This is a genomic window from Exiguobacterium sp. s22, from assembly GCF_018617455.1.
Taxonomy (GTDB): Bacteria; Bacillota; Bacilli; order Exiguobacteriales; family Exiguobacteriaceae; genus Exiguobacterium.
The window spans coordinates 674,545-688,323 of record NZ_JACSKD010000001.1; the positions used below are offsets into that span (position 1 = coordinate 674,545).

Genomic DNA, 13,779 nt, shown 5'->3' on the forward strand with positions numbered 1-13,779 from the left:
CTTTATAACGTTAATAACCATGCAATTATTTTCTTTGTATGCATAAAATTTCATGCACATTATTGCGTGGTCCCTATTTTATTGTACAGTGTTCGAATCGAAATCTTTAAGCGTCGGGCTGCTTCAGACTTGTTCCCATCCGCTTCTTCAATCGTTCGTTCGATTAAATCACGTTCGTACTTCGCAACCGCCTCATGAAATGTACCGGACTCGACAACTTTTTGGCTCGTCGAACGATTCGATAACTGTAAATGGTGAGGTGCGATCCACTGTTCGAAACTCGCCATATAGATCATCGCCCGTCCAATCACATTCTCAAGTTCTCGTACGTTCCCTTTCCAATGTTGGCTCTTCAGTAAAGACAAGGCATCTTCATCAACACCGCGCACACTGCGCCCATATTCTTGATTCAGTTTACGGATGATGCGTTCACATAGTGCTTCAAGTTCGTTTAATCGCTCTCGAAGAGGCGGAATATGAATCGGCATGCGATTAATGCGGTAATATAAATCTTCTCGGAACGTACCGTCCGCCACTTTTTGTTCAAGGTCAGCATTTGTCGCGGCAATGATGCGGACATCGATTGGGATTGCCGTCGTACCACCGACGCGAACGATTTCATTTTCTTGCAAGACACGCAACAGCTTTACTTGGACATCTAGAGGTAACTCCCCAATCTCGTCAAGAAAGAGTGAACCACCGTCCGCCTCTTCGAAATAACCGGTCTTTCCACCACGCTTGGCTCCACTAAAGGCACCGTCTTCATATCCGAATAGTTCACTTTCAAGAAGGGTCGGTGAGATGGCCGCACAGTTCACGCGAATGAATTTTTTAAATTTACGAGGAGACTCCCCGTGTATGGCGTGTGCGAACAGTTCTTTTCCTGTTCCCGATTCTCCACGAATCAATACCGTCACCGGGGTCACAGCGGCAAGTTTTGCTTGCTCGATGACAAATCGCATCGCATCACTCGTCGCAATGATATCGGCAAACTGGTATTTGGCCTCTAAATTTCGAATGCGCGTTCGCGCCTCTTGTAGTTCATCGCGAAGGGCACGAATCTGTGACACGTCACGGATGACACCAACCGAACCTCGTAACTTTCCTTCCACGATGATCGGTTCCGCGTTCACAAGAATATCCCGTCGTGTCGCCCCGATTTGCATCCGGATATCCCGAACCCCCTGGCCAGTAGATAATACTTTCAAATGGACACTCTCCTGCATCCCAATATCTGCTGTTGCCGGTTTGTCGACGACGTCCTCTTTTTTGAACCCTGTCAATCGTGTATAGGATGGATTGATCAAAATGGTGTTTCCATGATGATCCGCCACTGAAATCGCTTCGCTCGTGCATTCGATAATCGCTTCAAGCATCTGTTGGTTCTGTTTCAATCGCTCGACGACGATACGGATGAATTCCCCTGGTAAGACGACCGCATCCTTGAAATGATCTTTTAACTGTTCGAACGTCTGATGCTGCCCGGTCGTTTCGATGACAAAATCTAATGTTGCGTCAGCATACTGTTTCCAATCGTCCGTCACAGATATGCCATAACTTTTAGCAAGGGCGATTCCTTCGGCAGATGCGTCAGAATCTACGACCGCAACAATCGTCGCGAGCGGTGAATCCATCAGCATATGAAGGACCTCGGTTCCCCCTTTTCCTGCCCCCACAATCATCAATCGTTTATTCATACGTATTCCCCCATCATCTTTCTTCTCTATTTCATGCTACTGAATCCTAACCTGATGCGCAAGCCGCCCAAAAATAGACCGTGTGGAACATAGTGATTTCTGTTAAAATAATGTATGGTAAAGGAGGAGATTGCATGCGTTTCATTGCGCTTCTAATCTTAATCGTCCCTGGATTATTAGGTGTATACGGAATCAAATTGCTACGCGACAGCTTCTTTTTGAAGACGAGCGCACCGTTTACATGGATTGATTCACTCGCTGCCGCCTCCATGTTGCAGGGGACGTTTGGACTTCTGCTCGCCATGGGCGGGATCGGATTTGTAGCCGGTTATATTTTCAACCGCGACAAAAAAACAGGAAAAGTTCAACGATTCGACTCATAAGCACACAAAAAAAGGTTCCCTAACTTGACTTCATTTCAAGTGCGGAACCTTTTATTCGTATTGAATTGTGATCACTACGGATGATCTCCTTTCCAACTACATCACTTACTTTGACATGATATCCAATGTCTTCTTAATGAAGAAGTATGAAAGAACTTTAGTAACTGCCGTCTTGCGTGAACGGAACAAATCCATCCGAGTTACTAACGGTTTAATTATCGGATCATGTCCAACCATCCATCGTGAAGTCGAACGCTTGCCATAAACTGTTCAACGGTTGACAACACTCCTTTTGGTTAACTGAACGATTTGTTTTTCCTATATCAACCCCTAGCTTCGAGCTGATGATAGAATCGTCTCGCGAATGAGCGACTGTCGCGACCTCACGTCGGGACATTAACGACTTGAGGTGTCGTTCCCACCTCTGAGCTATGATCGGATAGCGAACCGAGATGATTTTCTTCTTCAAACACTGCTCCGGAACACGTTTGAAAAGCGTTCATCTGACGCTTGTCCAAGTAACTTGGTACACCTTTATTATAACAAAAGCCAGCCGTTTTGCAAGCGCTTTCTTTCTTAAAGTGAATAAATCTTTTACTGATTGATTCACAAAAAGGACTAAGTCGTTTTTGACTTAGTCCTCAGGAAATGATTTAACTACTTTTAAATGAAAGATAGGTAACAAAGTATGAGATGAATTCCGAGTTTTTCGGACTCCGCTCCCGTTCCGGTCGCCCCTCAAACATCTCATGATCGCGCATACCGTTATCCCACGCCGTCTTGATTGCATGACGCATCGCACGTTCCACACGTGACGAAGTCGTCTCATGCTCCTTCGCCACCATCGGATACAATTCTTTCGTGATCAAACCGAGCAAGTCTTGGCGCTCTCGCACGTAAATGACCGCTTGACGAATATACTTGAACCCTTTAATTCGCGGAGAGATTCCAAGTTGTTGAAGCAGTAGTGAGATTTCAATTTCTTCAGGTGTCATCCCATCGAATTCTCGATTTGTTCCTTCTGACAACTCACGGATTTTTGTTAATAGCTGTTGGATGTTGAACGGTTTGACGAGGAAGTAAGAGGCACCAAGTTGTACGGCCTGTTTCGTCACTTCATCTTTTCCGAACGCACTCAACATGATCACTTCCGGTTTCTCATCACCTAATTCTTCATTCAGGCGTTGTAATACTCCGATCCCATCCAAATGCGGCATGATTATATCGAGTAAGAGTACATCCGGTTGGTGTGTCTTGACGACATCCAAGCACGCTTCCCCATCGTGCGCGGTACCCACGACACGAAGATCAGGCTCAGATTCTAGTTGTCGGCTCAACAAATCGACGATTTCTCGATTGTCGTCCGCAATACATAATGTAATCACTTATGACACTCCTTTGATGAACTTCTGTTTTACTTGCTGTGACATCTCGAGTAACTCTTCCACGTGTTGCTTCGTCAAATCTGTCATTTGTGCACCAGCAATCATGCGACCTAGTTCGTCAATCCGACTCTCGTGGTCGAGAGACGTGACATTTGTTTTGGTTCGCTCATTCGTTTCAGTTTTTGTTATATAGAGATGTTGATCTGCCATCGCCGCGACTTGTGCCAAGTGCGTGATACAAAGCACTTGAGAGCCGACAGATAGTCGGAATATCTTTTCTCCCATCGCTTGTGCGACACGTCCAGAGACACCTGTATCGACCTCATCAAAAATAATCGAGGCCACGCCGACCGTTCTCGAGAAAATAGACTTGAGCGCAAGCATGACACGAGAAAGTTCACCGCCCGAAGCCACTTTCGCCAGCGGTTTGAACGGTTCTCCAACGTTCGTCATCATATAAAACTCTACGTCATCCATTCCGTCTTGTTTGAGAGAGGTTGGATTGAAACGGACCTCGAACGCCGTCTTCTCCATGTATAACTCTTTCAACTCTCGATGAATCGCTTGCTGTAGAGATTCCGCTGCCGACTTACGTGCTGCAGACAATCTCCCTCCAGCCTCTTTCGCGACTTGTTCTAAACGCACGAGGTCATCAGAGAGCGTCTGTAAATGTTCTTCACGATTCGTCATCGATTTCAGTTCATTGGACACTTGTTCCCCGTATGCGATGACCTCCTCGATGGTCGTTCCATACTTTCGTTTCAACTGCTGGAACAAAGCCAATCGTGACTCGATCTCGTCCAATCGAATCGGATCGAATTCGAGAGAATCCAACTGGTCACGAAGTTGAAACTTTGCGTCCTCCAACAAATAATATGCGTTGGAGATCGTCTCCGATACGGCATTCAATGACGAAGAGAGCTGTGACGCCTCTTCCATCTCACGCATGGCCATACCGATTTTATCGAGTCCGTTTGATTCTTCGGCAACCGCTTCATACGAGAGACGGATATGCTGGTGAATGCGCTCGAAGTTGGCCAATTCATCACGCTCTTCCGTCAATGACTGTTCTTCACCAGCCTTTAGTTCAGCGGCTTCGATTTCTTTCGTTTGAAACGACAAGAGATCCATTCGCTGTGCGAGCTCTTGCTCACTTTGACTGAGCCGCTTCAATTCATCGGCGACTTGTTTCCAGGCCGTATATGCCGTGCGGTATTCCTCTACTAATGGACCGACCTTTTTCTCAGCGAAATGATCCAGTATTCCTAAGTGAAATTCGGGATCCATTAAATGTTGATGTTCATGTTGACCATGAATATCGACGAGTAGTCGTCCGAACTCACGCAACGTCGACAGCGGCATCATCTTCCCGTTCACTCGGCAAACACTTTTTCCGCTACTATGTAGGTCGCGGCGTAAGATGACGGTCCCATCCTCGACATCAATACCGTATTGTTCGGCCGCTTCGATGACCGGGTGATCCGGTTCAATCATGAACAGACCTTCGATTTCAGCTTTATCTTGACCATATCGCACGAATTCACTTGAGCCACGTCCTCCAACAAGCAATCCAATCGCATCCAACAAGATCGATTTACCGGCACCTGTCTCACCCGTGAGCACAGTCATACCTCGATTAAACGGAATGTTCAATTCGTCGATAATCGCAAACTGTTTGATTGATAGTTCTGCTAACATACGTACGTTCACCTCATAACATTCCGAGTAGTCGATCGATGATTTGCTTCGCTTTCTCTTCATCGCGTGCAATCATTAAAATCGTATCGTCTCCACAAACCGTTCCGATCAACTCATCCCATGATAAATGATCGATCAAAACGCCGATTGCATCAGCATTTCCCGGGAGCACTTTCATGACGACCAAATTTTGTGCAGAATCGACCGAGACGAAGCTGTCACTAAGGATTCGCTTCATTTTCCCGTATGGATTAAAGCGTTGATCGGCAGGCAGACTATACTTATATCGTCCATCGTTCAATGGGACTTTGACCAGATGTAACTCTTTAATATCCCGAGACACGGTTGCCTGTGTGACTGGATACCCCGAGCGACGTAGCTCATCCACCAACTCATCTTGCGTCTCGATTTCTCGATTCGTCACGATGTCTCGAATTTTAATCAATCGCTGTCCTTTGTTCATAAGCGCTGACACCTCATTTTTCGTTTCACATACACATTATCATTCTAAAGTATTGTCGAAAAAAGGTCTAGCATTCCAGGTGGTATTTCCACCATTCCCCATCTCAGAGAAAAGTAAAAAAAGCTACAGACGACGAGGTCTGTAGCAACATCTTATCCCTTCAGTTTGGCATGGGCCGCATTTACGACCTCTTCGACTTGCAGTGATGGCGCAACGCCACCTACTCCCGTATATCGAGCGAAGAGAAGAAACTCAATGTTCCCGTCTCCGCCAGTGATTGGTGAGTAGTCTAATCCTTCGACGAAGAAGCCTTCCGATGCGAAGTAACGGACCATATCGCTCGCTACTCGTTCATGGACGTTACGGTCCCGGACAATGCCCTTCTTCCCAACATCGGCTTTACCGGCCTCAAATTGAGGTTTGACAAGTGCCATGACGACACCGTCTTGCTTCAAGATTTGTTTCAGTGGTGGCACCATCAGCCGAAGCGAGATAAACGAGACATCAATCGTCGCGAAATCTGGTTTGATCGGGAACTGATCGGCCGTCGCATGGCGGAAATTCATCCGTTCCATGACGACGACACGATCATCGCTCCGTAGTTTCCAGGCGAGTTGATTGTATCCGACATCGACCGCATACATTTGAGTCGCACCGTTTTGAAGCGCACAATCCGTGAACCCACCTGTCGATGAACCGATATCGATTCCGACACGACCGTTGACGTCGAGCGGGAACACGTCGAGCGCTTTCTCGAGTTTCAAGCCGCCGCGTCCAACATAAGGAAGAACTTGTCCCTTGACTTCTAGCGGGATATCATCAAATACTTTATCGCCCGCTTTGTCCAAGCGTTCTGTCCCACTGTAGACGAGACCGGCCATGACAGACCGCTTCGCCTTTTCTCGTGTTTCAGCAAGTCCGCGTTCGACGAGCAATACATCTAGTCTAGTTTTCGTTCTTTTTTCCATAATCCCTCACACATTCTGTCGATTTGTCTCCATGACGAACCGTTCAATCGATTCCGCCATTTGGGCTGGTCGAAGTCCAATCTCTTCTAAGAGCTGGTTGACACCGCCATGCTCGATATATCGATCCGGAATACCGAGACGTTGAACACGCGGGTAAGCACCGGTTTCGTTCGCATGTTCGAGCACGCTACTACCAAAGCCACCAGCAAGAGCGGCCTCTTCTAATGTAACGAGCGGGATTCCCTCTGCATACAGTGACGCCAGCATCGTATCGTCGAGCGGTTTGATGGTACGACAGTTGATCACGCGCACGCTGAGCTTTCCTTCTAGTCGTGCACGGACTTCGAGAGCGTCTTGCACTTGAGGACCGAACGTCAAGATGGCAACATCTGTCCCTTCTGCTTCGACTTCCCAATCATCGAGTGAAATTTCTTGAAGTGTCTCACTCATCGGTACACCAATCCCTTCACCGCGCGGGAAGCGAATCGCAATCGGTCCATCATCATAACGTAGCGCAGAATAAACGAGTTGTTGCAACTCTTCTTCATCTTTCGCCATCAGGATTCGAATGTTTGGTACGTGACGCATGAAGGCGATATCGAACACCCCTTGATGCGTTTCTCCATCTGCTCCAACAAGACCAGAGCGGTCAATCGTGAACACGACGTTCAGGTTTTGACGACAAATGTCATGGACAAGTTGATCGTATGCCCGTTGGAAGAACGTTGAATAGATTGAGACGACCGGTTTCAACCCTTGTGTTGCCTGTCCTCCGGCGAGCGTGACCGCATGTTGTTCAGCGATACCGACATCAAACATACGTTCCGGGAATTTCTTCGTAAAGCAATCGAGCTTCGAACCGACACTCATCGCCGGTGTGATGAGCGTCACCCGTTCGTCCGACTCGGCCACTTTCGTGATCGTCTCCGCGACAACTTTCGAATAGCTTGGTCCTTTCGGCTTCCCTTTGATGACTTCACCAGATTCAATCTTATAAGGTCCAAGGCCGTGCCATGTTCCGACACCGTCCAATTCTGCCGGACGATAACCTTTCCCTTTTTTCGTGATGACATGAACGAGAACCGGACCGTCGATTTTCTTCGCGTACTCAAGCGTTTCGAGCAAGTCTTTCAAATCGTGTCCGTCTGTCGGTCCAAAGTAAGTGAAGCCAAGCTCCTCAAAGAACGTTCCTGGAATGAGGGCAGACTTCAACAGATCTTTCACTCGTTCCCCGCTACGCTCAAGCGAGCTCCCAACGAGTGGGATATGTTTGATGAGCGATTCCATCTCTTCACGCGCATGTTTCAGCTTACGTGATGCACGAATACGGCCGAGCATGTTGTGCATGGCTCCAACGTTCGGTGCAATCGACATCTCATTGTCATTTAGAATGACGATGACGTTCTGCTTTTCAGCACCGATGTGATTTAATGCTTCGAGTGCCATTCCCCCAGTCAACGCACCATCTCCGATGATGGCAATAGCTCGATCGTTCGAACGACCTTTCAACTCATTCGCGATTGCAATCCCCATCGCGGCAGAGAGTGATGTCGAACTATGACCTGTTTCCCACACGTCATGCTCACTTTCGCAACGTTTTGGGAAACCACATAACCCATTGTATTGTCGGAGAGTATCAAACTGGCTCGTACGTCCTGTTAAAATTTTATGAACGTATGCCTGATGACCGACGTCCCATACGAGTTGGTCTTTCGGACTGTCAAATACACGGTGTAAGGCAAGCGTCAACTCCACTACTCCTAAGTTTGGCGCCAAGTGCCCTCCCGTTACTGCCAATTTTTCAATCAAGAATCGTCTAATGTCTGAACCGAGCGATTCGAGTTCCGATACAGACATCCGTTTCAGGAACGACGGGTCTTGAATGGATGTCAAGTCCATAATGACCATCCTTTCTCCTCACATTTTACTGATTCGTACCTTTCATTTTACAAGAATGTGACGGCAGATGCCACACATTCCCCTAAAACAAAGGTGACACGATGTGCTCATCGTGTCACCGGGGTTCAATGATTTCGCTTCACTACAAATGACAACATCTCAAGAAGTAACGGCGCTGGAACGGAAAGCGATTCAATGGCATCTTGTGCCGCTCCCACTTCTTCGTTCAGAGCGCGCTTCGCTCCATCCAAGCCGAGTAGTTTCGGATATGTTGTCTTGTCATTCTGTTCGTCCGAGCCGACGCGCTTTCCAATGGCTTGCTCATCTCCGATGATGTCTAGAATATCGTCTTGAATCTGAAAAGCGATTCCAAGATGACGTCCGAACTGTTTGAGGCGCGCCCGATCTTTTCGAGAGGCACCGGCCAAAATCGCACCGGCTTCAAGTGCATAGACAAGTAGCGCACCCGTCTTACGTTCATGGATCGATTGGAGCTCTTGGAGCGTGACGTCAGACCGTTTTTCAGCCAACATATCGTCTAACTGACCACCGACCATTCCTGAACTGCCTGCCGCCAAACCGAAAATGCGAATGATTTCGACGATGTCGGTTGCTGGAATCGGCATTTCAGTAAGAATACGAAACGCATCTGTCAATAGGGCATCCCCTGCCAAGATTGCGGTCGCTTCATCGAACTGCCGATGGTTCGTCGGACGGCCACGACGAAGATCGTCATCATCCATCGCAGGCAAGTCATCATGTATGAGCGAGTATGTATGAACCATCTCGAGTGCGGATGCGACTTCCCGCCCGCACACGACCGGAACGCCGTACGTTTCAAGAACGGCATAAACGAGGGCCGGACGAATGCGTTTCCCGCCAGCCTCTAGCGAGTACGACATTGCATCCCGAAGACGTTTCGGCATCTCACTTGATTCGATGAGTTCCTGCATCGTCTCCTCGACAGTTCGCTTCCATTTGTTCAAGTCATCGGTACGGTTCATGCGGACCCTCCTTTTTCACGAAGGGTACCGTCAAGTTCTAAAATTTCATCCATTTTCTTTTCTGCGGCAGAGAGTTTTGTCTGGCACATTGCAGACAAACGGACACCTTCCTCATAAAGAGTCATCGCTTCCTCTAATGGAACATCACCGCTCTCAAGCTGCGCAACGATTTGTTCGAGGCGCTCAAGCGCCGCTTCAAATGTCTGTTCTTTTTCCGTCACCGACAATCCTCTCCTTCACCTCGGCGACCGCATGACCATCTCGAAAACGGATTGAAATGTCACCGTCGCGTAATTGTTTCACATTTTGTACATAGACACCATCTTGTTCAATGAATGTATAGCCACGTGATAAGACAGCTAGTGGACTGACCGCGTGCAATCGCCCTACTTGGTGGGCGAACTGTTGTTTTGAATGCTCCAATGGCTTTGTTCGATGAAGTCGATCGACTGTTTGATCGATCTTCTCCCCATGCTGCGACAACGTCTTTAAGAATCGTTTTACATCGAGCTGTTGCGACAACTGACGAAGCTGATGCGTCGCTTCGTTCAGATGACGCTTCATCCCTTGCTCAAGGCGGACTTCCGATTGGGCAAATCGTTCCCGTTTCTGAGAAATTGTATACCGTGGCGATTTCAATCCGTAACTATTGATCATCCGTTCGACACGGATGCGAGAATCTTCCAGTTGGTTTTTGATGGTTTTGTGCAGATGGATGTCCAAACGCTCAATATCTTTTCGCTGCGCCTCGATCATCGCTGTGGCAAGTTCCGCCGCAGCTGTCGGAGTCGCTGCCCGAACATCAGCGACAAAGTCGGACAGCGTAAAATCCGTTTCGTGACCGACAGCTGAAATGATAGGAATGGTGGAAGCATAGATTGCTTCCACCACGACATCTTCATTAAATGCCCACAGTTCTTCAATAGAACCTCCCCCACGACCGACAATGAGTACGTCACAATCGGTGCGTTCGTTCATCCAGCGAATGGCAGACGCGACTTGTGGGGCCGCCATCTCGCCTTGTACAGCAACAGGGGCGAACGTAATGGCAACATGCGGAGCACGACGACGAAGTGTGGTCGCGATATCGTGCAGTGCAGCACCCTTAGGAGACGTCACGATCCCGATTCGTTCTGGAAACTTAGGGAGCGGATGTTTTCGATTCTCGTCGAACCAACCCATCTCCTCGAGTTCTCGTTTTCTCGCCTCATATCGTTCAAACAGCAGGCCGATGCCATCTTGGCGCATTAATTCAACGTATAGTTGCACATCACCCGTTGCCTCATACATCGTCACCCTCGAGACGGCGATGACCTTCATCCCATCTTTCGGTTCGAACTGAAGCTGCTTGGCATCGCGAGAAAACATGACGGCTTTCATGCGAGAGGCATCATCTTTCAACGTGAAATAACAATGTCCAGATGAATAGCGTTTGAAGTTTGAGATTTCACCGATGACCGCGACTTGCCGAAGCAATACATCATCATCGAGTTGTCGCTTCACATATCGGACAACTTCAGATACCGGAAGTGGGTTAGCCACGTGATGCCACCTCGACTGTATTATGCATGAGCATCGTGATGGTCATCGGACCGACCCCACCCGGCACAGGAGTGATGGCACTCGCCTTCTCTTTAACGGCTTCATAATCTACGTCACCCACAAGGCGCCCTTCGACTCGGTTGACGCCGACATCGATGACGAGCGCACCGGGTTTAACCATATCCGCCGTGACGAGACGTGCACGCCCAACTGCGACAATTAAGATGTCAGCTTGTCGTGTCATTTCTCCAAGGTCACTCGTTTTCGAGTGGCAATATGTGACCGTTGCTGATTCATTCAAAAACAACATGCCTACCGGTTTTCCAACAATTTGACTGCGACCGACGACGACAACGTGCTTTCCGGCAATCTCAGTTTGTGTTTTTGCAAGGTGCAAGATGCCGTGAGGCGTGCATGGAAGTAAGGTATCTAAACCGAGCATCATCTTTCCGACGTTCTCGGGATGGAATCCATCTACGTCCTTTTCAGGAGAGATGCGCATGATGACTCGTGATTCGTCGATGTGTTTCGGTAACGGGAGTTGCACGAGAATCCCGTGAACTTCCTCATCCGCATTCATCATGTCAATCAAGTCGAGCAATTCCTTCTCGCTAATCGTTTCATCAAAACGGAGGACTTGTGAATCGATTCCGATTTCTTCTGCCGCCCGTTCCTTCCCTCGTACATAGCTATGACTCGCTGGGTCATCCCCAATCAACACTACTTTTAATTTCGGTACGATGCCATGTGCGCGAAGATCCGCCACACGCTCTTTTAACGTTTCTCGATACGATGCTGCCACTTGTTTCCCGTCGATCACTACTGCCATCTCTCTCATCCCCCGTTGTCTTTAGGTTTTTCTGTAGTTGGTCTGGTGTCTTATCTCTATTTTTTTAGTCTTCTTTAATAATATTTCCGAGTACGCCATTGACAAGTTTACCGGCCTCTTCGTCTCCGAACGATTTCGCGAGTTCGACCGCCTCGTTAATCGTGACGTTCTCTGGAATTGTTTCCACATATAATAATTCGAACGTTGCCATTCGAAGAATCGTACGTTCAACGTTTCCGAGGCGATCCAAGCGCCAGTTTTTCAAGTTCTCAACGAGCAACGCATCGATATCCTCGATATGCTCTAGCGTTCCTGTGACGAGCTGTTCGTAAAACGGATCAGACTCTTCACCGTCCAATGCGAACTCGATCGCTTCGTCTACCTCTAGTTTTGATACTTCGATTTGAAAAAGCGTTTGAATCGCTTTCTCTCGTGCTTCATGACGTTTCATTCAGTTACTCTCCTTTTACATGCTTTCATTGTGATAGTTTAGCATAAAGCACTCATAAATTCAGTACAAAAAACCAGGAAACCGAAATAATGTTCGGGCTTCCTGGTTCGAGTTATTTTGCCAATGACATTTCTTTTTCAACGAATTTCGTATCGAACGTCCCGATGCGGAACTGCTCATGTGCCATGACTTGTTGATGGAACGGAATCGTCGTTTTAATACCAGAAACCGTAAACTCATCCAATGCACGTAACATCTTCAAAATAGCCTCATCACGAGTCGGTGCATGAACAATCAATTTCGCTACCATCGAGTCATAGAAAGGTGGGATCATCGCCCCAGCGTATAGACCGCTATCGACACGAACGCCCATGCCGCCCGGAACGATATATTGATCGATTTTCCCAGCCATCGGACGGAAGTCCATGAACGGATCCTCCGCATTGATTCGACACTCGATCGAATGTCCCGAGAACGTAATGTCTTCTTGTGAAATAGCGAGTGGATGTCCGAGTGCCACTTCAAGTTGTGCTTGAACGAGGTCGAATCCCGTGATCATTTCAGTAACTGGATGCTCGACCTGAATCCGTGTGTTCATCTCCATGAAGTAGAACTCGTTTGATTCTGGAACGTAAATGAACTCGATGGTCCCCGCTCCCGAGTACTGAATGGCTTTTGCCGCCTTGACGGCCGCATCGCCCATTAGTTTGCGGGTTGTTTCATCAATCGCAGGTGACGGTGCTTCTTCAACGAGTTTTTGCATACGTCGCTGAATCGTACAGTCACGTTCACCTAAGTGAATGACATTGCCGAATTGGTCAGCGAGAACCTGCACTTCGACGTGACGGAACGACTCGATGAACTTCTCGAGATACACGTCACCATTCCCGAACGCCTGCTTCGCTTCTTTACGTGTCGCGACCAACCCTTGAACGAGTTCGTTCTCGTCTCGAGCGACACGGATACCACGTCCTCCACCACCAGCTGTCGCTTTGATGATGACAGGATAACCCATTTCACGGGCAAGTTCGATGGCTTCTTCATCCGTAACAACACCAGTCGAACCTGGAACGACTGGAACGCCGGACTCAATCATCGTTCGTTTCGCCTCATCCTTGATTCCCATCTTGCGAATCGCGTAACTACTAGGTCCAACGAATTGGATCCCACATGCTTCACACATCTCTGCGAACTCCGCATTTTCAGCTAAAAAGCCGTATCCCGGGTGCACCATCGTCGCATCTACTGCACATGCCACCGATAAAATATTCGGGATATTCAAATAGGAATCTTTCGACGGATTCGGTCCAATACAGTACGCTTCATCGGCCAAATGCACGTGAAGTGCCTCGCGGTCCGCTTCCGAAAAGACAGCGACCGTCGGGATATTCAGTTCCTTTGCTGCACGTATGATTCGAACCGCGATTTCTCCACGGTTAGCAATTAATAATTTCATAACG

Annotated in this window: 13 protein-coding genes; 1 reads left to right on the top strand and 12 read right to left on the bottom strand. The window is 48.1% G+C overall.

Translation table 11 applies throughout. The features are described 5' to 3' along the window. Positions 1-59 precede the first annotated feature (59 nt). Complete coding sequence (locus KNO94_RS03530) at positions 60-1,697, bottom strand: sigma 54-interacting transcriptional regulator (protein ID WP_214777531.1); 1,638 nt, start codon at positions 1,695-1,697, stop codon at positions 60-62. 134 nt (positions 1,698-1,831) lie between these two features. Between KNO94_RS03530 and KNO94_RS03535 the strand changes: the two genes are divergently transcribed. Next, complete coding sequence (locus KNO94_RS03535) at positions 1,832-2,080, top strand: DUF2627 domain-containing protein (protein WP_214741081.1); 249 nt, start codon at positions 1,832-1,834, stop codon at positions 2,078-2,080. A 653-nt stretch (positions 2,081-2,733) separates the two neighbouring features. On the opposite strand, the gene spo0A is transcribed toward KNO94_RS03535, so the two are convergent. The 11 genes from spo0A to accC form a co-directional block, all read right to left on the bottom strand. Continuing rightward, complete coding sequence (spo0A, locus tag KNO94_RS03540) at positions 2,734-3,465, bottom strand: sporulation transcription factor Spo0A (RefSeq protein ID WP_214741083.1); 732 nt, start codon at positions 3,463-3,465, stop codon at positions 2,734-2,736. Then, complete coding sequence (gene recN / locus KNO94_RS03545) at positions 3,466-5,163, bottom strand: DNA repair protein RecN (protein WP_214777635.1); 1,698 nt, start codon at positions 5,161-5,163, stop codon at positions 3,466-3,468. It lies immediately after the preceding gene. A gap of 13 nt (positions 5,164-5,176) precedes the next feature. Beyond that, positions 5,177-5,626 carry a transcriptional regulator AhrC/ArgR gene (gene ahrC / locus KNO94_RS03550; protein WP_012726567.1) on the bottom strand — a complete coding sequence of 150 codons (450 nt, stop codon included), beginning with the start codon at positions 5,624-5,626 and terminating at the stop codon, positions 5,177-5,179. Positions 5,627-5,778: 152 nt separating this feature from the next. Then, on the bottom strand, positions 5,779-6,594 hold the full coding sequence (locus KNO94_RS03555; RefSeq protein WP_214741087.1) for a TlyA family RNA methyltransferase: 816 nt from the start codon (positions 6,592-6,594) through the stop codon (positions 5,779-5,781). Positions 6,595-6,600: 6 nt separating this feature from the next. Beyond that, positions 6,601-8,493 carry a 1-deoxy-D-xylulose-5-phosphate synthase gene (gene dxs, locus KNO94_RS03560; RefSeq protein WP_214777533.1) on the bottom strand — a complete coding sequence of 631 codons (1,893 nt, stop codon included), beginning with the start codon at positions 8,491-8,493 and terminating at the stop codon, positions 6,601-6,603. A 125-nt stretch (positions 8,494-8,618) separates the two neighbouring features. Then, the gene (locus KNO94_RS03565; protein ID WP_214777535.1) at positions 8,619-9,497 is read right to left on the bottom strand and encodes a polyprenyl synthetase family protein; all 879 of its coding nucleotides are present in this window, start codon (positions 9,495-9,497) and stop codon (positions 8,619-8,621) included. Next, on the bottom strand, positions 9,494-9,718 hold the full coding sequence (gene xseB / locus KNO94_RS03570; protein WP_214741090.1) for an exodeoxyribonuclease VII small subunit: 225 nt from the start codon (positions 9,716-9,718) through the stop codon (positions 9,494-9,496). The genes KNO94_RS03565 and xseB overlap by 4 nt, the downstream gene beginning before the upstream one ends. Beyond that, positions 9,693-11,039 (bottom strand): exodeoxyribonuclease VII large subunit, encoded by a 1,347-nt coding sequence (gene xseA, locus KNO94_RS03575; protein WP_214777537.1) that lies wholly within the window; start codon positions 11,037-11,039, stop codon positions 9,693-9,695. The genes xseB and xseA overlap by 26 nt, the downstream gene beginning before the upstream one ends. After that, the gene (folD, locus tag KNO94_RS03580) at positions 11,032-11,868 is read right to left on the bottom strand and encodes a bifunctional methylenetetrahydrofolate dehydrogenase/methenyltetrahydrofolate cyclohydrolase FolD (RefSeq protein WP_214741092.1); all 837 of its coding nucleotides are present in this window, start codon (positions 11,866-11,868) and stop codon (positions 11,032-11,034) included. The genes xseA and folD overlap by 8 nt, the downstream gene beginning before the upstream one ends. Before the next feature lie 64 nt (positions 11,869-11,932). Continuing rightward, positions 11,933-12,319 (bottom strand): transcription antitermination factor NusB, encoded by a 387-nt coding sequence (gene nusB, locus KNO94_RS03585; protein WP_012726574.1) that lies wholly within the window; start codon positions 12,317-12,319, stop codon positions 11,933-11,935. Between the two features lie 112 nt (positions 12,320-12,431). Beyond that, positions 12,432-13,775: an acetyl-CoA carboxylase biotin carboxylase subunit gene (accC, locus tag KNO94_RS03590; protein WP_214741093.1), complete on the bottom strand. Its 1,344-nt coding sequence runs from the start codon at positions 13,773-13,775 to the stop codon at positions 12,432-12,434. Between the last annotated feature and the right edge of the window lie 4 nt (positions 13,776-13,779).

What these genes read in the sequence shown, in the direction of transcription:
- folD (WP_214741092.1), bottom strand. Translation starts at nt 11,868, where the DNA reads ATGGCAGTAGTGATCGACGGGAAACAAGTGGCAGCATCGTATCGAGAA.
- KNO94_RS03555 (WP_214741087.1), bottom strand. Translation starts at nt 6,594, where the DNA reads ATGGAAAAAAGAACGAAAACTAGACTAGATGTATTGCTCGTCGAACGC.
- dxs (WP_214777533.1), bottom strand. Translation starts at nt 8,493, where the DNA reads ATGGACTTGACATCCATTCAAGACCCGTCGTTCCTGAAACGGATGTCT.
- KNO94_RS03535 (WP_214741081.1), top strand. Translation starts at nt 1,832, where the DNA reads ATGCGTTTCATTGCGCTTCTAATCTTAATCGTCCCTGGATTATTAGGT.
- accC (WP_214741093.1), bottom strand. Translation starts at nt 13,775, where the DNA reads ATGAAATTATTAATTGCTAACCGTGGAGAAATCGCGGTTCGAATCATA.
- KNO94_RS03530 (WP_214777531.1), bottom strand. Translation starts at nt 1,697, where the DNA reads ATGAATAAACGATTGATGATTGTGGGGGCAGGAAAAGGGGGAACCGAG.
- ahrC (WP_012726567.1), bottom strand. Translation starts at nt 5,626, where the DNA reads ATGAACAAAGGACAGCGATTGATTAAAATTCGAGACATCGTGACGAAT.
- KNO94_RS03565 (WP_214777535.1), bottom strand. Translation starts at nt 9,497, where the DNA reads ATGAACCGTACCGATGACTTGAACAAATGGAAGCGAACTGTCGAGGAG.
- nusB (WP_012726574.1), bottom strand. Translation starts at nt 12,319, where the DNA reads ATGAAACGTCATGAAGCACGAGAGAAAGCGATTCAAACGCTTTTTCAA.
- recN (WP_214777635.1), bottom strand. Translation starts at nt 5,163, where the DNA reads ATGTTAGCAGAACTATCAATCAAACAGTTTGCGATTATCGACGAATTG.